This is a genomic window from Nocardia sp. NPDC052316 (assembly GCF_044547795.1).
In the GTDB taxonomy this organism is placed as follows: Bacteria; Actinomycetota; Actinomycetes; order Mycobacteriales; family Mycobacteriaceae; genus Nocardia.
Genome location: NZ_JBIUBB010000002.1, coordinates 796567 through 817551, shown reverse-complemented (window position 1 = coordinate 817551; position 20985 = coordinate 796567). Strand labels below are relative to the sequence as shown.

Genomic DNA, 20985 nt, shown 5'->3' with positions numbered 1-20985 from the left:
TCAGGCCGGGACGATGACCGGCTCGTCCGCCGACTTCACCTGAAAGCCGGGCAGGTACCGATTCGCCGCCGGAATCATCAGCTGGATCAGCGGACCGATACCGAACGCGTAGACGAGCGTGCCGATCCCGATGCTGCCGCCGAGCAGCCAGCCGGTCGACAACACCGTCACCTCGATAACGGTCCGCACCACCCACACCGACACGCCGGTCCGGCGAACCAGACCAGTCATCAGTCCATCACGCGGGCCGGGCCCCATCCCGGCACCGATGTACAACACCGTGGCCACCGCGTTCAACACCACCGCGGCACCCATCGCACCCGCCTGCGCCGCAATCGCCTCCCACGCGGGCAGCAGCCACAGCCCGACATCGACCGACACCGCGATGACCACCACATTGCTCACCGTTCCCAGGCCGGGTCGCTGCCGCAAAGGAATCCACGCCAGCAGCACCACAATCCCGGTTACCGCCGTCACCGCACCGAAACTGATCGGCACATGGTGCGCCACACCCTGATGGAACACATCCCACGGATCCAGTCCGAGCCCGGCCCGCACCATCACCGCCATCGAGAACCCGTACAACCACAACCCGACATACAGCGCGACCAACCGGCGAATCAACACCGGATCAGCATGACCGCCCACTGGCATCCGAAAACAGAGCCAGTGGCTAATATCTGGCCTCACAGGTGGCATGCCAGGTGGATACGAACCCTGAGATCGCCGCCGCGAAACTTACCCGCCGCGGCGTAGGCGGACTATCCCTGCGACCGATGCGGCGCCGGGCACGGCTGAACAACACTGGCAGACAACGGAGTCGGCGAGGCAAAGGAACGTCATGGGCATCTTCAGCAAGAACAGCGACAAGGTGGACGACGATCCCGATCCCACCCGGCCGGGAAGCTCCGACACCGACGTGGACAGCGAACGTCGCCGACGCCTGCTCGGCGGCTACTACGGCATCGGCAACGGAATGTGACCGGAGTGGCCGACCTCCAACAGAAGTCGAAGTCCACCGCCCTACCTTCAAAACGTCACAGTGACGATTTATCGATAAGGCGGTGGACTCAGGGGAGAGGTAGCAAATAGCCAATCCGGCATCGGCTCAATACTTTCCGCTCGAAACGGGCCAAGGCCGGAATATTTACATCAGCGGAAAGTCTGGTCAAGGGGAGATCGGCGACGACAACCCACGCAACATCAGACCACGGCAGGCGGGGGGCTCGGAGCAGTCCGGGTCGGGCTTGGGCACGCATCAGCGAAACATCGCACATTCCAACGACATTGCGCAGCGCACACCCTAATTATCCGGACCCGTTTCTACGCCGATAATCAACATTATGTCAACTAGTCGACATCTACCTTAGAGATGATCGACCGCAGCCCACTCCCCGGCTGTCGCGCTAAGCACCGATCCCGCCCACTCGCCCAGCACCTCGAATCGTAGGAAGCTCGCCAGCTTCGACCCGAGCCGCTCGATAGCGTCCGGTACCTGAACGCTGCGTTCACGAGGTCGATTGCCCCGGTATGCCCTTCTCGATCTGCTCACGCAGGATATCGCCATGGCCGGCATGCCTGGCGAACTCTTGGATCATGAGCAACAGAGTCCATCGCATACTGACCTTCCCCTCGCGCGGATTGTCTTTGGTGTCCTCGAGTTCGAAGCGCGCCGCGATTTCCCGGGATCGCTGGCTCGCGCGCTGATACTCGGCGATAACGTCCGCCAGCGATTCGTCGTCGGTGACCGTGAAGGTCCCCTCGTCCCGGCGCGAGTATCCATCGCACTCGGATTCATCAAGCTCCGCCCAGAACCGCTGGAACCAGATCCGTTCCGCGGCCGCGGCGTGTTTGATCAACGAGATCGGGGTGGTCAGCGATGTGACGAGCCGACGGCGGGCATCCACCTCGGACAGTCCGCGCACGGACTCGATGAGTGCTTCGCGGTTCAGATCGAGCATGTTCTCGATGACCGCTCGCTCGCTGCCGTCGGTGATTCCGATGGTACTCATAGGTTTTCGCTCCGTTTCACAGCATGGTTGAGCCCGGTATCAGCGGGCTGATTGATACAAGGCAGCGTCGATCGATCTCGGGAAAGAGACGAAGAGTCCCGGGACGACCGGGAAAAAGAGGCGCTCGCCGCGTGGAGTGCGGGCCGAGCGTGGGCGATGCGGGCCGTTCTCGGCGCCGCGGCCCCGACCTGTCAGAAGGTCTGCTGCCTGTAGTCAGTATGCCGTAGATATCGATTCCGGGCGAACTTTCCGGAGCGAGGGTGCGGGGACCTATCGACACGGACAGGTCCCCGCTCTCCCCTAGTGCCAGTTGCTGATCCGCACGTCATGCGGGTCCGGCGCACCCGTTCCGGTCTCGACCAGCTGCTTCAAACTCATCAGGTAGATCGCCCATTTGGTGCTGCAGTGATGCATGAACTCACCGGGTTCTTTCCAGCCCCGATGTTGGAAAAGGATGATCGTGAACCCTTCCTCCTCCTTCAGGTCCCACACTACTTCGGTGCCGATCCATTCCTCGGGACCGTCGACGACCTCCCAGAGCACCCGCTTCCCGGGCTGAAGGTCGGCAACCTTCATATCGAATCCGCCTGCGGTGAAACGGAACTGGATGACTCCCCCGGGGTTCGTATCCCCTTTCGTGTCACTCGCCCACCAGCCGGCCAGGCCCTCGATCGAGGTCAAGGCCGCATAGACGTCGTCCGCCGACGCCGACTCGACCCCGACCCTGTGCAGAATGTCCACCATGTCGATCCCTCTCGATTACTGCTGTTTGCTGCGTTGAATGGCTTCGGCGATGCGCTTGATGCGCTGCAGTCGTGCGTCCCAGGTGGAGCCGACGGCATTGAGCTGCGCGACCGCCCGAGCGAGTTGTGCGTCGTCTACCCGGTAGCGCCGTTCCCGGCCCTCGGGTGTGCCGTGCACCAGGCCGACCCGGTCCAGTACGCCCAGGTGCCTGGCGACGGCCTGTCTGGTCACTGGTAGTCGCTCACTGAGGCTGGTAGCGGTCCCCTCGCCCTCGGCGAGGAGTAGATCGAGCATGCGACGCCGGGTCGGGTCCCCTATCGCGGACCACAGATCATCGTCGACCACACCGCTCATCGGCGTGCGACCAGCCGTTCCGCGCACTGGACGAGCCTGGGCAGGAACCAGTCCCAGCCCTTGATGTGCTCGCTGTATTCGTTTTCGAGCTGGGCGATCTCCCACCCCATCTCGCGAAAACCGGTTTCGGTCATCCGTACCGAGGTGCCGTCGCCGGAGGGCACGAGTTCGAAGGTGACGAACAGTGAATTGCCGACGCCCGCGGGTTCCTCGGCCGGGTGGGTCCAGCGGAAGGAGAACAATCGATGCGGCTGTGCGTCGACGACCGTGATCGGGACGATCTGCACGTCCGGGGTGCCGCGCTCCCCCCAGACGAGTTCGCCGACCGCACCGGGAACCGGCTCCAGGGCAACATCGTCGGGCCACCACTCTTTGAGATGGGTAGGGCTGCTGATGACCTCGTAGACCACCTCGGGCGTGGCCTCGACGTACATTGTCCGCTCGATCTGTCCGTACTCCATGTCGACTCCTTTGATTCGCAACCTTTTGTTGCGTATGACGGTAACCGACCACCTCGCAAAGCGCAACACATTGTTGCGCGTGGCGGCGGCGCCCATGCCCCCAAAACCTGCGGCCACGAATAATTCAGCGGCCCCGGCGCAAGTGATCGTTTATCCTCGGGTGGGGGCTCGGGAAGCCATTTGATCGGGTGGGCCACATGGAGATGGACCGGGTGGCGGCGACGCAGACCGCGTTGACGCGACTGGTTGCCGAGTTCGACAGCGCCTGGGAGGACGCCGACGAACCACCGGACCTCGCTGCGCATTTGCCGGCCGAGACCGGGCTACGCCGCTCCGCCCTCATCGAGCTGATCAAGGTGGACCTGCAGCATCGCTGGCGCGAAACCCGCACCGTGAAACGCCTCGCCGAATACCGGGCGCAGTTCCCCGAACTCGACAACGCCCCGCTACCGCCGGACCTCATCTACGAGGAGATCACCGCACGCAGCCGCGGCGGCGACAGCGCACTCGACCTCACCGAATACGAGCAGGACTTCGCCGCCCAGATGGCGCAGCTGGCGACCCAGCTCGACCTCGGCTCGCACTCCGCCGAGAACTTCCGCACCACGCTGCTGTCCGACGCGACCACGAGCAATGCCCTCGACACCATCGCCCCCGGGGCCACCATCGACGACTTCGATCTGCTGATCGCGCTCGGACAAGGCGCGTTCGCCCGCGTGTTCCTCGCACGGCAGCGTTCCATGCAACGGCTTGTGGCGGTGAAGGTCTCGCGCGACCGGGGCAGCGAACCACAGACCCTCGCCCAACTGGACCACGAACACATCGTGCGCGTCTTCGACCAGCGCCAGATCGAGGAACAACACCTCAAGTTGATGTACATGCAGTACGTGCCCGGTGGCACCCTGCTCGGTGTGCTGCGCCTGGTCCGCAGCACACCGCCCGCGCAACGCACCGGCCAGCTGCTGCTCGACGCGGTCGACGCCGCGGTCACCGCGGGCGGCGTACTGACCCCGCAACCCTCGCTGACCCGCGCCGACCTGGCCAAGCTGAGCTGGTCCGAAACCGTGGCCTGGCTTGGCAGTCGACTCGCCACCGCGCTGGACTACGCCAACCGCGCAGGCGTCCTGCACCGCGACATCAAACCCGCCAACGTCCTGCTCACCGCCGACGGCCACCCCAAACTCGCCGACTTCAATATCAGCTTCAGCACCCATATTCCGGGGGCGAGCCCGGTGGCCTACTTCGGCGGCTCACTGGCCTACATGTCCCCCGAACAGCTCGAAGCCTGCCATCCCACCATCCCCACCACCGCCGCCGACCTCGACACCCGCAGCGACCTGTATGCCCTCGCGGTGGTGCTGTGGGAGCTGCTCACCGGACGACTCCCGTTCACCGACGAGCTCGGGCTCGCCGAATCCGACACCTCGCTCACCAGAATGATCGAACTGCGTCGTCAGCCGATCGACGAGCGCCTGGCGGCCACCGTGCCACCGGACTGCCCACAGATTCTGCGCCACGCACTACTGACCTGCCTGTCCCCCGACCGTGACGATCGCTACGCCAGCGGCGCCGACCTCGCCCAGCACCTCGAACTCACCCTGGATCGGACCGCCCGCGATCTCGTCGACCCACCGTCACACAGCCTGCGCGGTCGGTTGCGGATGCGGCCGATGCCGGTGGTGACCCTGTCGAGCTTGCTGGGGCAGCTGCTCGGCGGCCTGTACCTCTCGGCGCACAACACGCGACTGCTGGACGCCGAACTCGGCGTGGACGGGCAGGCACAACTCACCAAGCTCGGGTTGATCGCGGCCGCAGTCGGTTATCCGGTCGGCGTCGCTATCCTGCTGTACTGGTGCCGGCTCGTCTTCCTGGTGCCCTACGGGCTGCGGCACGGCAAACACTACGACGAGCACACCCTCGCCACAGCGCGGGCGGACACCCTTGCCTGTAGCGACCGCATCGCCGCCGTCTCGTTCACCGGCTGGACGCTGGCGCTGCTGGTGTTCCTCATCAAGTTGCACGACATCGCGGATCTGTCGGCCGGGCTGCTGTTCAACCTGATCGCCTCGCACTTCGTCGCGGCCGCGGTCGCGGTGGTCTACACCTATTTTCCGGTGACGTTCTTCGTACTGCGCTGGTACTACCCCGGATTGGTCGCCGCGGGGCACAGCTCCCCTGCGGAATCAGGCCAGTTGCACCGGCTCGCGCGCCGCAGCCGGATCTACCTCGGTATCGCCGCCTCGGTCCCGCTGTTCGGCGTCGCCGCGGGCGTGGCGTTTCTGCACCCCACCCAGCAGCAGACTGTGCTCGCCTCGATCGTGGGGCTCTGCGTCGGTGGGCTGTTCGCCTTCCTCGGCACGCTGCGCGTGTTCTACACCCTCGACTCCGATCTGCACGCCCTCGACCGCATCGTCGACCCACACGCCCGACCGTGACAGGACACAAACCTTGCAGCCGTTCCATATTCAGGTACCCGACCAGGAGCTCGCCGTCCTGCAGGCCAGGCTCCGGGCCACCAGATGGCCGGAACGCGAGACCGTCCAGGACTGGTCGCAAGGAGTACCGCTGGCGTACGTGCAGGAGCTGTGCGCGTACTGGGCGAACGAATACGACTGGCGCGCCACCGAGGCACGCCTGAACGCATGGCCGAACGTGCGCACCGAGATCGATGGGCTCGGGATCCACTTCCTGCACGTGCGCTCACCGGAGCCGACTGCGCTTCCCCTGCTGCTCACCCACGGCTGGCCGGGTTCGGTCATCGAGTTCGGCAAGGTGATCGGTCCGCTCACCGACCCGGCCGCGCACGGCGGCGATCCGGCCGACGCCTTCCATCTGGTATGTCCCTCGCTGCCCGGCTACGGGTTCAGCGACCGGCCGAGCGAACCCGGGTGGGGCCTCGATCGGATCGCGGCGGCATGGGCCGTGCTGATGGCACTGCTCGGGTACCGGCGTTACGGCGCAGCGGGCAGTGACTGGGGCACGAGCGTGTCGACGCGGCTGGCCCAGCTCGACCCCGACCATGTGGCCGGGATACACCTGCTGCCGCCGCTGGCGCCGCCCGATCCGGCCACCTTCGACGACCTCACCGACCGGGAACGCGACGCGCTGCGCACGCTCGAGGAAGCGGGCCGGTGGGAATCCGGGTACTCGCGGATGCACGCCACCCGGCCGCAGACCGCCGGGTACGGGCTCGTGGACTCCCCTGCCGCACTGTGTGCCTGGATCATCGAGAAGTTCTGGGCGTGGACCGACTGCGACGGGCATCCCGAGAACGCGCTCACCAAGGACGAACTGCTCGACAATCTGATGATGTACTGGCTTCCCGGTACCGGCGCGTCGGCCGCGCGGCTGTACTGGGAGAGCATCGCGCAGGTCGACGAGTGGATCTCCGGGGCGGTGACGAGCACGGTGGACGTGCCGACCGGGTGTTCGGTGTTTCCGAAGGAGTTGCAGCGGCCGTCCCGGCGTTGGGCGGCACAGCGTTTCACGGATATCCGGTACTGGAGTGAGCCGGAGCGGGGTGGGCATTTCGCGGCGTTCGAGCAGCCCGAGTTGTTCGTTCAGGATGTTCGGGCGTTCTTTCGGATGGTTCGCTGATACATCCAGTTGACTCCGGGGTGCCCTGACTCTGGGGCGCCCTCTCCTGTCTATGCGGTTGTTGTACAAGGGATTTGGATGATGGTGACAAGCGGAATAGCGTTTATATGCATATATACGCACATCCGCGTACCGCAATGTTTTTACAGTCAACTATCTAGCTAGATGGTGGCATCGGAAGGTCTTTTCAGCGCTCCGACACGCGGCTCCGCTCGAGGCACGGTCGTGGCGTTCCGAGCTGAAACTCCCCCGTGGGATGCCAAGTCGCCCTTGCATCTTCCGTCCGCTCCCCCGCCATCGCCGAGAAGCAAGGCAGGACAGGCGGTTCAGCAGCGCGCGGTCCGGGGCAACCGTCGCTCACGGGGCCGAGCAGGCCGACCGCGCTTGCGGCACAAAAGCTCCCGACCGATCAGGTTTGCTCATCCCCCAATTCACCCGCCGCACAAGATCACTGAACCGGCATTCGCTGAACGATGCTGAGGTGAACTAACCTTCACCCGGTGCTTGGACATTCTCATGCGACCAGTGGCGCTTTGGCCTGGTCGGCGGCGGCAACGGCGCTGCCAGTCGCGATCTTGACCTACCCGACAATCCAGGATGTGTCAGGGCATCTCGGCCCCGTCGACCTGTTACTCGGTGTGTTCCTGACGGCGGGTGCCGCGCTGTTGCCGGACGCGGATCATCCGAACGGAACGATCGCGCATGTGCTCGGTCCCATCTCCTACAACCTCTGCAAGTTGATCTCGTGGATCTCCGGCGGGCACCGGCACGCCACCCACTCCTTCGCCTTCGTCGCCGCGGTCTCCTACGGCACGTGGGCGGGCGAGCACTGGATCGGGCGGTGGTTCACGCTCGGGCTCGTCTTCTTCCTGCTCGCCCTGGCCGTGCGGGCATTGCATCTGTGTCCGCCGGGTGACGGGGTCGAGGCGTGGGGCACCATCGTGGTGCTCGCGGTGGCGGGAACCTTCGCGATGGACCATTGGATCTCGGACAAGCCGGTGTGGCTGCCGTTCTCCGTCGGCCTCGGTGCGCTGGTGCACCTGCTGGGCGACTGCCTCACCGACCGTGGCTGCCGGCTGTTCTGGCCGTTCAAGCTCCGCACGCGGGTGCCGATCATCGATCGCACCGGCAACAAGGTCGAGACCTGGGTGCTGTCACCGCTGTTCGTGCTCGGGACGCTCGCGGTGCTCTGGTACTCGATCACACATCAGCCGTAGCTCTCCGGGCCGGCGAGCTGGTTCCAGCGCGCTCTTCATGATCAACGGCAGGTGGCGGTGGCCTACTCCGCGGAATGCCGCAGCGATGTGCCGTTGATCATGGAATCGGTTGGCGGTCGGGCTCCTCTCCCCTCGCCCCCTGCAATCCCTGCGGCTTTTTAGAAGCGAGTACTGCAAAAGGCGAGATGAACAGGGTTGAGATTACATGTTTAGATGCGCATATCTACGTATGAACATGTTGTTTTCTTGCTCACGAATAGTCGACTTCATGCCCGAACCACCCTGTCGGCACTGCACATTCGTGCCGATCGCCTCCTCCTCCATCCACGAAACTTCATCTGACCTGCACCCCTACCCCGTCATTCCCCCGGCGACCCCGTGACTCGGCGTTACGCTGAGACGTGCCCACCTCGACTCTCCACCCGCAACGCTGGACACCGCCGCCCGCTCCCCCGCGAGCACGCCGAACCCGTAGCGCGCCACCGCTTCCCGAGCTCACCCGTCTCGAACTGCCGGGCGCCGGACCCGAGGATGTCGTGCTCGGCCCGGACGGACGACTCGTCGTCGGCATCGAAGACGGGTCGATTCTGAGCGTCGACCCGTCCACCGGTGACGTGCGTGAGCTCACGAATACGGGCGGTCGCCCACTCGGTCTGCATTCCGATCCCGATGGCACGCTGCTGATCTGCGACTTCGAGCGTGGCTTGTTGGAGCTCACGCCGGACGGCGCGCTGAAGGTGCTGGTCGACGCGGTCGACGGTGAGCCACTCCCCTTCCCCAGCAACGTGGTTCGAGACACCGATGGCACCATCTATTTCTCGTCGTCGACGAGCCGTTTCTCACTGACCGAGTACATGGGTGACATGCTCGAGCACTCCGGGACCGGCAGGCTGTTCCGCCGTGATCCCTCCGGCAGGGTCGAGACCCTGTTCGACAACCTGTATTTCGCCAACGGGGTGGTGCTCGCCCCCGATCGCTCGTGTGTGGTGGTCGCGGAGACCGGTGGCTATCGGGTGTCGCGATACTGGCTCACCGGGCCGAAGGCGGGCACCAGGGACTTTCTCGTGGAGAACCTTCCTGGGTTTCCGGACAATATGAGCCTCGGTAGTGACGGGCTCGTCTGGATCACGCTGCCTGCCGCGCGCAACCCGTTGCTGGACCGGCTGCTTCCGCTGCCCGGTCTGCTGCGGCGAATCGTCTGGTTGCTGCCCGAGTGGGTGCAGCCGAAGCCTGCGAAGACGATCTGGGTGATGGCGGTCGACTTCAACGGGAACATCGCGCACGACTTGCAGACCGAGGGGACGAACTTCTCGATGGTCACCGGCGTGGTCGAGCGGGACGGCGCGTTGTATCTGGGCAGTCTCACCGAGTCAGCGGTGGGTGTCACACGGGTGCCCACCGCCTGATCACCGACTGGGCCACCCGGGGTCGCTGCGAGTGTCGGCCTTCGCAGTGTCACCGAGGGAGACGAACGGCGCTAGCTGGACCATCCCGGAGCTCTCTGCCGCACTGGACTCCGTCCGGCCATGAAGACGAAGGAGGCGATGGCGGGCGGTCCACCCGAGGGGACTGGACGGCGTCCAGAACGAAGTTGTCCCGTATCCGCCGAATTTCGGCGAATGCTCCGGCGCCCCCTTACGAACGGGTGCACGCACCAAGAACTTCCGTCGACAGGACGGTTTCAGTGAACGCTTGTACACTGAAACCATGAGTGAGCAGACCCATCAGCGGAAGGCCGAGGTCAGGGCCCTCGCTCGATTGGCGGGCGATGAGCTGGGCGGCGCGGTGGGCGGCATCGCCGCTGTGCATCGGGCGATCGCCGGGCGGGTTTTCGCGGCGGTGCGGGCCGGGGTCGGTCCGGCTGCGACGCCCGTCGAGGTGGTGCACGACGCGATCACCGACGGGGTGTACCGGATCGTCGGCGGAACAGCTGTTGCCGCGGGCCGATTGGCCGAGCGGACCGTGGATCTACCCGGGGGCGAGGTGCCGTCGCGGACGGTGTTCGGCGCGGGCTTCCTCGGTGCGCTCCAGGGTTTGATCGGGGACGATCTGGAGGAGGCGCGGCCCATCCTTGCCGGGCCGATGACGGTGCGGGTGGATGGTGATCCGGTGCCGCCCGAGCAGATCGGCCATTATGTCGCGCGGCCCAGTGCGCGGGTGGTGGTGTTTCTGCACGGTCTGGTGGAGACCGAGCATGCGTGGCGGCTCGGTGGGCGCACCAGCTATGCCGAGGGGATCGAGCAGGATCTCGGATACGGCACTGTGCAGATCCGGTACAACAGCGGCTTGCACATCTCCGAGAACGCTCGTCAGTTGAGCGACCTGCTGGAACGGCTGGTGGCGCACTGGCCGGTGGAGATCGAGCAGCTGTCGCTGGTGGGGCATTCGATGGGTGGGTTGATTGCCCGTGGCGCGTGCTTCGATGCGAGCGAGTCAGAGAAGGCGTGGGTGGGTAAGGTCCGCCATCTCGTCTGTCTCGGGTCGCCGCATCTGGGGGCGCCGCTCGAGCAGTTCGTGCATTACGCGTCCGCCGCGCTCGTCCGGGTGCCCGAGACTCGTCCGTTGGGTCATCTACTGCGTCGGCGTAGCGCGGGTATTCGTGATCTGCGGCAGGGATCGCTGGTGGACGAGGATTGGCGCGACGCGGATATCGATGATCTGACTCGCCGGGCGATCCGAGAGGTGCCGCTGTTGCACGGTGCCGACCATTACTTCGTCACCGCTTGTATCACCCGCAGTCCGCGCCATCCGCTGGGGCGGATCATCGGCGATGGGCTGGTTCTCACGCCCAGTGCGGCGGGGCGGAACCGCGCTCGTCGTATCGGTTTCGATGACGCCAACGGTTTGCATGTTCCCGCTGCCAATCACTTCTCGCTGCTGAACCACCATGCGGTCTACGAGAAACTGCGGCGTTGGCTCAGCACCGATCCCGAGACCGCTGTCGCCTTGGACCGCGCCGAGTAGACCGAAGGTGTCGGCTTCCGTCGGCTGAAGGGAAGCAGTTCTGTCGCGGCCTGAGCGCAGGGCTGTGCCGGCTCGGCGAATTCAGCCGTCGATTCCGTTGGCGGGCTGATGGTTCGTGTGCAACGGCACCGTGTACGGGGTGTTGTTCACCGACCACTGCGGCGCGGGATCGGGTTCGGTGTGGGAGCTGAAGGCCGTCGCGCCTCCGATGGCCAATGCCAGTGCTGCCGCCGCACCGAGCAGTGGGCGCACCAAACGTAGCCGTCCGCCCCACCGTTGCCGTTCGTCCACCGCGTAGTCCCCTCGTCGCCCTGTACAGGCTCAATCGCGCTGACGGCCAGGCTGTTACGCACCGGCATGCGAGCGGCCCGCGATGTCGAGGTGCGGACCGGTCGGCCGTCCTTCGCGGGGGCTGGTTTCAGAGCAGATGTTCGGGGTCCGCGTCAGCCTCCAGGCGGACGTCGGCGGTGAAGAGGGTCTCCACGTCGGGGTCGTCGGTGTGGGCTGCGTAGAGGAGCAGGCAGCCGCGGATACCGTCGAGGAGGTCTTCGAGCAGGTCCAGCGCGGGGCGGGATGGATCGAGGCGGCTGATGCGGAACCCGGCGAGCATGGCTTCGCGGGTGTCGGCGTCGACCTCGAATCTGCGGGCCTGCTCCTCGATCTCGGCGACGCGGCCGACGACGGCCCACGGTGCGGGTACTCGGCCTTCGTGCACGGCCATCGCTTCGGCGATGAGGTCGACGACGACCTCGGTGGGGCTCTCCCCCGCGTCGAGCCGCTCCAGCACCAGGGTGGGCGTCTCGACCTGGAGGGCCTCGATGTCGTCGGCTTCCACGACCACCTCGACGCACGGCACGCCTGCCATCTCCCCGGCGACCTCGGCGGCGGCGAGCAGCCAGTGTGCGGCGGCGACGGAGGCGGAGGCTGGGTCGAGTTCGGTGAACAGTTCGATGGAGCCGAGCGGGTCGGCGCGCAACAGGTCGTCGGCGGCTTGCACCTGGGCGGGTGAGACGTCGGGGCGGGAGAGTTCGACGGCTTGGCGGGCCCGGCCGGACAGGTCGCCGCGTTCGGCGGATTCGATGGCGGCCTGTTCGGCGCCGACCTCGGCGACGATGGTGTCGCGCAGGGTGAGGTCGTCGATCTCGTAGAGGGTGCGTCCGACGCGGTGCGCGGATTCGACGACGCCGCTGTAGGAGACGACGAGCCCCTCCGCGGAGGGCAGGTTGGGAGTACGGATCCCCACTTCGACCTCTTTGAAGTTCCGGCGTTCCTCGGCGCGGCGCCAGGCTTCGCTGTTGGGGATGTCGGGGTCGCCGGCGGCGCTGGCCGGGTGGGTGTAGGTGCGCCAGTGGAACCGCGACAGCGTGGTCAGGTTCGACGCCAGATTTGTTGCCTGATCATGGGTTACCGTCTGCGGCAGGGTGGCAACAGCTTGGGCGAGGTCGCCACGTCCGGTCGCCCAGATGGCGACGATCACGTTGTGGTCGGCGTCGAATGCGTATCGGGTCACCCGGCAAGTCTGGTCTATCCGGGCGCGATCCGCGCGGTCAATCCAATCCATTGACCGCACTACGCAAGCCGATCCGGCATGGCACGCTGGAAAAAGCCCCGCACCCGTTGCATTGCGGATCGGGCGGGCAGGAGAGGATGGACGACATGACCCTCGACCACGGTGACCCCGGCGACGCTCCCTCGATCCCGCAGCCGACGGCGCCGGTGGCGAATCCGGCCCGGCCGTCCGCCGCCGAGGAGGCGAGAACGGTTGCCGCTTCGACGAATATGGCGACGCTGGCGAGTCTGAGTGAGGACGGCACCCCATGGGCGTCGTTCGTGACGTACGGGCTGCTGGCGGGCCAGCCGGTGCTGTGCGTGTCCAAGATGGCCGAGCACGGGCGCAACCTGGCGGGCGATCCGCGGGCGAGTCTCGCGATCGTGGCGCCCGATCTGCCCGCCGATCCGCTGGCGGGGACCAGGATCACGCTGGCCGGTGTGGTGGAGCGGCCGGTGGGGGCGGAGGCCGATGCGGCGCGGGCGGCGCATTTGGCGGCGGTTCCCGCGGCGAAGTACTACATCGACTACAGCGATTTCTCGGTGTGGGTGCTGCGCGTGCGGCGGGTTCGGTGGGTCGGCGGGTACGGGCGGATGGACTCGGCGACCGCGGAGCAGTACGCCGAGACGACGCCGGATCCGATCGTGCCGGTGGCGGCGGGTGCTATCACGCATCTCAACGATGATCACGCACCCGCCCTGCTGGCGATGGCGCAGGCGTTGGGCGGGTATCCGGACGCGACCGAGGCGAGCTGTGAGCGCGCCGACCGGTACGGGCTGGACCTGCGGGTGGTGACGCCGCGCGGAGTGGCGCGGACCAGGGTCGGTTATGTGGCGCCGATCGATTCGATCGATGAATTGCGGGCGGCGACAGTCGAATTGGCGAAGCGGTCGCGCGCGATGAATCAGACTTCGTAGAGTTCCAGGGGCAGGTCGTCGGGGTCGAAGAAGAACGCCATCCGTTGTCCGGTGACCTCGTCGACGCGTAGCTCTTCGGTGCGGACCCCCTTGGCGGCCAGCTCGTCGAGCGTCGCGGCGACGTCGCGGACCGCGAACGCCAGATGGCGCAGCCCTGCGGCCTCCGGCCAGCTTGCCCGGTCCGGTGGCTCGGGGAACGAGAACAGTTCGATCCGGCTGCCGCCCGGGATGGCCAGGTCGAGCTTGTAGGAGCGGCGGGTGGCGCGATACTGCTCGGCGATCACCGCGAGGCCGAGCGTCTCGGTGTAGAACCGTTTGGAGCGCACATAGTCGGAGGCGATGATCGCCACGTGATGAATTCCTAGTAGTTCCACTCAGCGACCGTATCTCAGGGGGTGTGCGGGTCCTGGCAACCCACCGTGCGAGTGCTGTGCCGCGTCCGGGATGCGGACTCTCCCGACTGAGTTGTCGGACGAGTGCGGGCCGCTGTCGACGTTCGCCGCCACCATGCGCCATTCATGGACGGCTGCATGTTTCGGGCGGGCGACGTCAGCGGCGGCGTTTGGCGGGTTTCGTGTCGCGGGCGGGCACGGTGAGCATGGCGACGATCATGTCGGTGATTTCGGCGGCGTCGTCGGGGTGGGGTGTGCGGACGCCCGCTTCGAGGGTGCGTTCGTAGTCGGCGACGAGGGCGAACAGGACGGTGGCCATTGTTTCGAGGCGTTGGCGGCGTCTGCGCGGGGTGAGTTGGGGTAGGGCGGCGGCGAGGCGGGTGGCGATGATGCGCACGGCGGCGCGGTCGGTGCCCGCGAGGCGTCGTGGGTCGGCGATCACCGGGTGGGCGCGCACTACCTCGAGGAAGCGGCCGAAGTGGGTGACCTCGTCCTGGGTGATGAGTTCGAGGATCGGGTCGGCGAGCATGGCCACCAGGGTGTTGATGTCATGGGCGGTGCCGTCGGCCTCGTGAGTGGCGAGCAGGTGCATGCGGCGTTCTTCGAGCCGGTTCATCCGGCGCTCGACGATGGCTTCGATCAAGCCGTGGCGGGAGTCGAAGTAGTAGTGCACCGCCGAGTTGTTGCGGTGGCCTGCCGCTGCGGCGATCTCCCGCAGGGGCACCTCTACTCCGCGTTCGGCGATGAGTCGCTCCCCCGCGTCGAGCAGTGACGCGCGCGAATCGGCGATGAGCATAGCTGAACTGTACTAAACCCTGGCCTTGACTGGGTTAAGCACTCGTGTTTAGTTGGAGGTATGGGTAGAGGGCGCCTGATGGCCGCCGGTTGGGTGCGCGAGGTCGGTGCCGTGCGCCGTCGAAGCGTTGCGGCACAAGACGATCCCGCGGCGCCGACACCCGAGACCCCGTCCGCGCGGCGGATCCATTACCGCCCGAGTCGCGGTTCCGAGTGCCGTGCGCACGGACGCAGACCGGCGAGTGGCTGTGCGCCGGTCGCCGCACAGCGACAAGGCTCCCCCGCGAACGCGTCCGTCCGATGATCACGGCGGGGCCGATCTTCCAGCTGTGCTGGGTCGTGCGCGATATCGCCGCGGCGCAACAGGAGTTCACCGAGCGGTACGGGGTGGCGCACTGGTTCACGATTCCGGATGTGCACTTCGGCCCGGAATCGTGCGAATTGCGGGGCGAGCCGGCCGATTACACGATCACGGTGGCGCTGGGGTATGCGGGCGGGCAGCAGTTGGAGCTGATCGAGCCGCGAGGCGGGATCAGTCTGTACGGCGAACATCTCGAGCGGTTCGGGCCCGGACTGCACCACACGGGGTGGGTGCCCGAGGACTATGACGGTGCGCTGCACGAGGCGCGGGCGGCGGGCATCGAGATGGTGGCGCGCGGGAAGTTCGAGGGCGTCGGGATGGAGTTCACGTACCTCGAAGGTGGGCCGATCGGATCGTATTTCGAGTTGATGCGGCTCTCCGACGCCATGAAGGCGATGTTCGACACGCTGATTCCGGAGGGCTTCTCGAATCCATGGCAGTAGACACCGGACTCGGGGCGGGCTCGTACGTCGGGCACCGCGCCCGGGCGCACACGGCGCCGCATTCGCGGCGCAAGGAAGGCGACTGATATGCGCTTCACCTATGCCGAGACGATGACGGACCCCGCGTACTACGTGCCGTTGGCCCGCGCCGCCGAGGAGGCCGGGTACTCGTCGATGGCGGTCGCGGACAGCATCGCCTACCCGCGGGACTCCGACGCCAAGTACCCGTACACGCCCGACGGGAACCGGGAGTTCCTGGAGGACAAGCCGTTCGTGGAGGCGTTCGTGCTCAGCGCGGCGATGGCGGCGGTGACCACGACGCTGCGGTTCACCCCGTTCGTGCTGAAACTACCGATCCGGCCGCCGGTGCTGGTCGCCAAGCAGGCCGCGTCGGTGGCGGCGTTGAGCGGCAACCGGTTCGGGCTCGGCGTCGGGATCAGTCCGTGGCCCGACGATTTCGAGATCATGGGTGTGCCGTTCGAGAAGCGGGGTGCGCGGATGGACGAGTGCATCGACATCGTGCGCGGGTTGACCGCGGGCGGGTACTTCGAGTTCCACGGCGAGTTCTACGACATTCCGCCGATCAAGATCGCGCCGGTGCCGACCGAGCCGATACCGATCCTCATCGGTGGACACAGCAAACCCGCGCTGCGGCGGGCCGCGCAACGCGGTGACGGGTGGATGCACGCCGGCGGTGACGGGGCGGAACTCGACCGGCTGCTGGTCGAGCTGGAGGCGTTGCGTGCCGAATACGGGACGCGGAAGGACTTCGAGGTGCACGTGATCTCCCTCGATGGATTCACCGTCGACGGCATCAAGCGACTCGAGGACAAAGGGGTTACCGACGTCATCGTCGGCTTCCGTCTCCCCTACACCTTGGAACAGGACACCGAACCCCTCGATACCAAGATCGCCAACCTTTCCCGCTTCGCCGAGAAGGTCATCGCGCGCACCGCGAGTTGAGATGCTCGACAGGTGGCACCGGGCGATCGGCGCGGGCTGACCAGACCGCGGGTCAATCCTCAGCCAGAGTCCGGTGGCACTGGACGGTCAGCGCGCACCGCTCTCCCCCGACCACCACCGCGGTCCCACGCCGGGCGGCACGAAGACACGTTCGCCCGCGTGTTCCGTCATCGGCCGGCCAGCCCCCGGGTCCGACTACCGAACCGGTCTCCCGCTGCGCAGAATGAGCCGGGCCGCACACCTATGGGCTGGGGTAACCAACTGGGACATGACGATGGCACCGTGCCAGTGCGCCAGCCGGCATGGCCCGTTCAGTCGAACGCTTTCTCATATCGGGCGGACGGATTGAGTTGGGTTGGGTGTCAGCTTCGTAGGGCGGCGGTGGCGGCGGCGAGGGTTTGGGCTCGGTAGCTCGCGCCGAAGAGAACTACGTGGACCAGTAGATGGTGGAGTTGGTGGAGAGGGATGCGGGTGCGCCAGCCGTCGGCGAGGGGGTGGATTTCGTTGTAGGCGTTGCGGATTCGGTCGAGGTGCGGGGCGCCGAAGAGGGCGAGCATGGCCAGGTCGGTTTCGCGGTGACCGCCGTGGGCCGCGGGGTCGATGAGGACGGCGCGGTCCGGAGTCCAGACGATGTTGCCGGACCAGAGGTCGCCGTGGATGCGGGCAGGTGGCTCCGGTGGACCTGCCAGGGTGTCGATGCGGTCGATGACCTGTTCCAGCAGGCGGGTTCCGTCGTGGCCGAGGTGAGTGGCGGCGCGGGGCAAGTAGGGCGCGAGGCGGCGTTCGGCGTACCACTGGGGCCATGGGTCGGCGCTGAGCGTGTTGTCCAGTGGGAGTTCGGCGATCCAACCCGGCCAGGGTGCACCGAACATCGTCGGCGTGTTCGCGTGCAACGCTGCCAGTTCGTGGCCGAGGCGGACGGCGGTGGCGGGGGTGGCGCCGTGGTCGTCGAGCCAGGGTAAGACGATCATTCGGTCGTCAGCGGCCAGTACTTCCGGGAGTAGCTCGCTGGCGAGGCGCCCGACAGCGGTGTGTTCGTCGCGTTGCCCTGCTGCCCTGCGGACCGGGTTCACTTCGTCAGGGCGACACTCGGACACGGCATCGGCGTTCACACCGGGCACGCGTGGGTCGCCAGATGGAGTCGGCTCACGCGAGCCGGCAGGCCGGACCGACCCATGCGAGCCGGCAGATCGAACCGATTCATGCATGTCGACCGGCCGTACCGATTCATGCGAGTCGACAGGTAAACCTGACTGGCGTGAATCGGGGGATCCGGTGGCGAGCCAGCGCAGTCCAGCCGCTTCGGCGGCGAAGACACTTGTCGGTTCGGCGGCGGCTTTCACGAAGACCTCGCGGCCGTCGGCCAGGGCGGCACGGTGGGTGGTCCACTCGTGGCTGGCCCCGAGACCGGTGACGGCGCGGACTGGGGTGTCGAGGAGTGCGCCGAGGCAGTCGGCGAGAGTCATGAGGTTTGAGCGGTGAGGCGCTTCATGGTGTCCTCGTCGGCGGGGAAGAACGATTCGATGGCCAGTTCGGCGACGGTGACGTTCATGGGTGTGCCGAAGACCGAGGTGATGCTGATGAAGGACAGTTCATGCCCGTCACGACGCAGGCGCAGCGGCACCACGGACTGGTCGGGGTCGGGCAGTGCCGGATCGACTTCGCCACCGGGGTAGGCGTGCAGCTCGTCGCGCAGTTCCACCAGTTCGGGTGAGCCGGTGACCTCGATCTGGCGGGACAGGCGCGCGAACAGGTGACCGCGCCACTCCGCGAGGTTGACGATCCGGCCTGCCATACCGTCAGGGTGCAGGCTCAACCGCAAGGCGTTGATCGGCGGGGTCAGTAGCGCGGGGTCGATGCCGTCGAGCAGGAGGGTGACGCCGGAGTTGGCGTCGATCATGGTCCAGCTCTGGTCGATGGCCAGCGCCGGATACGGTTGGTGGCCGATCAGGATCTGGCTCATCGCGCCGCGGACCGCGTCCATCGCGGGGGCGTCGAGGGCGGGCTCGGCATAGACGGGCGCGTAACCGGCGGCCAGCAGCAGCCGATTGCGTTCGCGCAGTGGGATTTCCAGGTGTTCGCTGAGGTGCACCAGCATGGCGCGGCTCGGTGTGGCGCGACCGGTCTCGATGAAACTCAGGTGCCGAGCCGAGGTCTCGGAGCGTCCGGCCAACTCCAGCTGGCTCAGCCTGCGCTCCAGTCGCCAATGTCGCAGCAGGTCGCCGGCCGTTTGTGTGTTCACTCCCCGATCCTACGAAGCGTCGGGGGTCACGACGATTACCTGACAGGTAATCGACACCGGCTACTACGCGGGCGTCTCGTGCTGATGGCGATCGGCGGCGGCAAACCCCTACCGAGCAGTCGCCACGGTGATCACGCGGCTGTGCCAGCCGGTGGCGCCGTCGGGGAATGGCGGGACGCGGCGGTCGGTCTGGGTGACGCCGTCGCGGTCGGTGGCCCGGACGCGCAGGGTGTGGGCGCCGGGGGCGGCGGTCCAGCGCCAGGTCCATTGGCGCCAGGTGTCGGTGGAGTATTCGTCGGCGAGCGTGGCCGGTTGCCATGGTTGGTCGTCGACCTGGACTTCGACGGCGTCGATGCCGCGGCGCTGCGCCCAGGCGACTCCGGCGACGATGACATCGCCGGCGGGCACGGTGGCGAAGGCCGCGGGGACATCGATGCGTGCCGCGGTCTTGACGAGTGCCTGTGCAGCCCAGCCACGTTCGGTCCAGTACGCCTCGGCGCGGTCGAATCGGGTGAGCTCCAGGTCTACGACCCACTTGGTGGCGGAGACGTATCCGTACAGGCCCGGGACGATCAGTCGTGCGGGGTAGCCGTGCGCGATCGGCAGCGGTTCGCCGTTCATGCCGACCGCCAGCAGTGCGTCACGACCGTCGGTTACCGCGGCAACCGGTGTGCTGGCGGTGAATCCGTCGATACTGCGGGACAGCAGCATGTCGGCGTCGGGATGGACGCCTGCCTCGGCGAGCAGATCCGCGAGCCGGTACCCCGTCCAGACAGCGGTGCCCGCCAGCTCGCCGCCGACCTCGTTGGACACGCACGTCATGGTGATCGTCCGCTCGACCGCCGCCCGTTGCCGTAACTGGTCGAAGTCCACTTCCAGTGGCCGATCGACCATTCCGTGGATCCGCAGCCGCCAGTCACCGCTGGTCAGTGCAGGCAATTGCAGGGCGGTGTCGACGCGGTAGAAGCGATCGTTGGGCGTCACGAAGTCGGTCAGGCCTGGAACCGCCAGTCGCACACCAGGTCCCAGCGGCGGAGCCGGGGCGGCTCGCGGGACGAGGAACCCGGCCCGGTCGGCCACCACGTCACGCAGCCGCGCGCCTATCCACTGCCCAGCAACGGCCGCGCCCACGGCTACGGCTCCCACTCCCGCCGACAACAGGAGAAAGCGGCGTCGCGATGGCTTTTCCGGAGGTGAAGCACCGTCCGAGCGGGCTCGACCGCTGTCGTCGGGCCGCGTCGCATGCCCGTTGGGTGCCGTGTTCGCGGATCGACTCGCCGGCTCGACCGTCGGAGGGTTCATTCCGGTGGACCGCGCGGGAACCAGCGGGTCGGTGGGGCGAGCCGGTCGACGATCGGAGCTGCCTGATCCGGACCAGCGCCGCGCGGGCCGAGTCCGGTCAACTGCGCCGAGCCCTGCCGTAGCGTCGCCGGCTACCGGCCCGGCGCTCGCCGGTACAGCGGCACCGGCCACTGGTTCATCACCGAGCCCCTTCGATCCCCAGCCGATCAGCACGCGCAGGACGATCACGCCCGCCGCGACGCCGACGATCGTCGGTAGCGCGAACCATGTTGTCGCAGTGGGGCGTTGCAGTGCGGCCCCGAGGACGACACCGCCGAGCACGATCAACAGCACACTGCCGAGCGGGCGGCGTCGTTCCAGCAGGCCGAGGATCGCCGCGAAGACGACCATCACCCCGGCCATCGACAGGAACAGGACGAGTTTGTCGTTGCTGCCGAAACGCCGGATCGCCGCGTCCTTCAACGCATGTGGCGTATGGTCGACCACCGAAGCCCCCATCGCGTAGAACGGCGAGGCGGCAGGATCGATGAGTGCGGCGACCAGATGGCCGACTCCCAAGACCATGAGCGCGGCGAGCACTCCGGCCAGAGCCGCCGACGGCGGGTTGAGCTGGTGTTTCGGGCGTGATTGGTCCCCAAGCTGTGTCATCGCAGGTTCCTGTTGTTCGTCGGA

Annotated in this window: 21 protein-coding genes; 9 read left to right on the top strand and 12 right to left on the bottom strand. The window is 66.8% G+C overall.

Annotated features, from left to right (window positions below; all coding sequences use genetic code 11):
* Window positions 1-654 carry a YitT family protein gene (locus ACIHA7_RS10450; protein WP_397287822.1) on the bottom strand — a complete coding sequence of 218 codons (654 nt, stop codon included), beginning with the start codon at window positions 652-654 and terminating at the stop codon, window positions 1-3.
* A 187-nt stretch (window positions 655-841) separates the two neighbouring features.
* Here ACIHA7_RS10450 and ACIHA7_RS10445 point away from each other — a divergent pair, with 187 nt between their 5' ends.
* Window positions 842-982, top strand: coding sequence for a hypothetical protein (locus ACIHA7_RS10445; RefSeq protein ID WP_397287820.1), 141 nt, complete (start codon window positions 842-844; stop codon window positions 980-982).
* 526 nt (window positions 983-1508) lie between these two features.
* On the opposite strand, the gene ACIHA7_RS10440 is transcribed toward ACIHA7_RS10445, so the two are convergent.
* From ACIHA7_RS10440 to ACIHA7_RS10425, 4 genes are all read right to left on the bottom strand, one after another.
* Entirely contained in the window at window positions 1509-2012 is a 504-nt protein-coding gene (locus ACIHA7_RS10440) for a DinB family protein (protein WP_397287818.1), read from the bottom strand.
* A 300-nt stretch (window positions 2013-2312) separates the two neighbouring features.
* The gene (locus tag ACIHA7_RS10435; RefSeq protein ID WP_397287816.1) at window positions 2313-2756 is read right to left on the bottom strand and encodes an SRPBCC domain-containing protein; all 444 of its coding nucleotides are present in this window, start codon (window positions 2754-2756) and stop codon (window positions 2313-2315) included.
* Between the two features lie 15 nt (window positions 2757-2771).
* Window positions 2772-3110: an ArsR/SmtB family transcription factor gene (locus ACIHA7_RS10430; RefSeq protein ID WP_397287814.1), complete on the bottom strand. Its 339-nt coding sequence runs from the start codon at window positions 3108-3110 to the stop codon at window positions 2772-2774.
* Window positions 3107-3571, bottom strand: a complete 465-nt coding sequence (locus tag ACIHA7_RS10425; protein ID WP_397287812.1) for an SRPBCC domain-containing protein — start codon at window positions 3569-3571, stop codon at window positions 3107-3109. The genes ACIHA7_RS10430 and ACIHA7_RS10425 overlap by 4 nt, the downstream gene beginning before the upstream one ends.
* 197 nt (window positions 3572-3768) lie before the next feature.
* Between ACIHA7_RS10425 and ACIHA7_RS10420 the strand changes: the two genes are divergently transcribed.
* From ACIHA7_RS10420 to ACIHA7_RS10400, 5 genes are all read left to right on the top strand, one after another.
* Window positions 3769-6006, top strand: coding sequence for a serine/threonine-protein kinase (locus ACIHA7_RS10420; protein ID WP_397287810.1), 2238 nt, complete (start codon window positions 3769-3771; stop codon window positions 6004-6006).
* A 13-nt stretch (window positions 6007-6019) separates the two neighbouring features.
* Entirely contained in the window at window positions 6020-7168 is a 1149-nt protein-coding gene (locus tag ACIHA7_RS10415) for an epoxide hydrolase family protein (RefSeq protein WP_397287808.1), read from the top strand.
* A 500-nt stretch (window positions 7169-7668) separates the two neighbouring features.
* The gene (locus tag ACIHA7_RS10410; RefSeq protein ID WP_135231063.1) at window positions 7669-8385 is read left to right on the top strand and encodes a metal-dependent hydrolase; all 717 of its coding nucleotides are present in this window, start codon (window positions 7669-7671) and stop codon (window positions 8383-8385) included.
* A 401-nt stretch (window positions 8386-8786) separates the two neighbouring features.
* Window positions 8787-9791, top strand: coding sequence for an SMP-30/gluconolactonase/LRE family protein (locus tag ACIHA7_RS10405; RefSeq protein WP_397287805.1), 1005 nt, complete (start codon window positions 8787-8789; stop codon window positions 9789-9791).
* Between the two features lie 301 nt (window positions 9792-10092).
* On the top strand, window positions 10093-11349 hold the full coding sequence (locus ACIHA7_RS10400; RefSeq protein WP_397287803.1) for a lipase family alpha/beta hydrolase: 1257 nt from the start codon (window positions 10093-10095) through the stop codon (window positions 11347-11349).
* Between the two features lie 81 nt (window positions 11350-11430).
* On the opposite strand, the gene ACIHA7_RS10395 is transcribed toward ACIHA7_RS10400, so the two are convergent.
* Both ACIHA7_RS10395 and ACIHA7_RS10390 read right to left on the bottom strand, forming a co-directional pair.
* Complete coding sequence (locus ACIHA7_RS10395) at window positions 11431-11640, bottom strand: hypothetical protein (protein ID WP_397287801.1); 210 nt, start codon at window positions 11638-11640, stop codon at window positions 11431-11433.
* Window positions 11641-11767: 127 nt separating this feature from the next.
* Window positions 11768-12859, bottom strand: coding sequence for a hypothetical protein (locus ACIHA7_RS10390; protein ID WP_397287799.1), 1092 nt, complete (start codon window positions 12857-12859; stop codon window positions 11768-11770).
* 146 nt (window positions 12860-13005) lie between these two features.
* Between ACIHA7_RS10390 and ACIHA7_RS10385 the strand changes: the two genes are divergently transcribed.
* Complete coding sequence (locus ACIHA7_RS10385) at window positions 13006-13815, top strand: HugZ family protein (protein ID WP_397287797.1); 810 nt, start codon at window positions 13006-13008, stop codon at window positions 13813-13815.
* Here the strand turns inward: ACIHA7_RS10385 and ACIHA7_RS10380 are convergent.
* Together ACIHA7_RS10380 and ACIHA7_RS10375 are read right to left on the bottom strand one after the other, a co-directional pair.
* The gene (locus ACIHA7_RS10380; protein WP_397287795.1) at window positions 13803-14189 is read right to left on the bottom strand and encodes a VOC family protein; all 387 of its coding nucleotides are present in this window, start codon (window positions 14187-14189) and stop codon (window positions 13803-13805) included. The genes ACIHA7_RS10385 and ACIHA7_RS10380 overlap by 13 nt on opposite strands.
* 175 nt (window positions 14190-14364) lie before the next feature.
* On the bottom strand, window positions 14365-15003 hold the full coding sequence (locus tag ACIHA7_RS10375) for a TetR/AcrR family transcriptional regulator (RefSeq protein ID WP_397287793.1): 639 nt from the start codon (window positions 15001-15003) through the stop codon (window positions 14365-14367).
* 299 nt (window positions 15004-15302) lie between these two features.
* On the opposite strand from ACIHA7_RS10375, the gene ACIHA7_RS10370 reads away from it, so the two are divergent.
* Window positions 15303-15806: a VOC family protein gene (locus tag ACIHA7_RS10370; RefSeq protein ID WP_397287791.1), complete on the top strand. Its 504-nt coding sequence runs from the start codon at window positions 15303-15305 to the stop codon at window positions 15804-15806.
* Window positions 15807-15893: 87 nt separating this feature from the next.
* The gene (locus ACIHA7_RS10365; protein WP_397287789.1) at window positions 15894-16769 is read left to right on the top strand and encodes a TIGR03619 family F420-dependent LLM class oxidoreductase; all 876 of its coding nucleotides are present in this window, start codon (window positions 15894-15896) and stop codon (window positions 16767-16769) included.
* A 362-nt stretch (window positions 16770-17131) separates the two neighbouring features.
* Here ACIHA7_RS10365 and ACIHA7_RS10360 read toward each other — a convergent pair whose 3' ends face one another.
* From ACIHA7_RS10360 to ACIHA7_RS10350, 3 genes are all read right to left on the bottom strand, one after another.
* Complete coding sequence (locus ACIHA7_RS10360; protein ID WP_397288711.1) at window positions 17132-17977, bottom strand: fructosamine kinase family protein; 846 nt, start codon at window positions 17975-17977, stop codon at window positions 17132-17134.
* Window positions 17978-18231: 254 nt separating this feature from the next.
* Window positions 18232-19011: a helix-turn-helix domain-containing protein gene (locus tag ACIHA7_RS10355; protein WP_397287787.1), complete on the bottom strand. Its 780-nt coding sequence runs from the start codon at window positions 19009-19011 to the stop codon at window positions 18232-18234.
* A gap of 108 nt (window positions 19012-19119) precedes the next feature.
* On the bottom strand, window positions 19120-20961 hold the full coding sequence (locus ACIHA7_RS10350) for a molybdopterin-dependent oxidoreductase (RefSeq protein WP_397287785.1): 1842 nt from the start codon (window positions 20959-20961) through the stop codon (window positions 19120-19122).
* Between the last annotated feature and the right edge of the window lie 24 nt (window positions 20962-20985).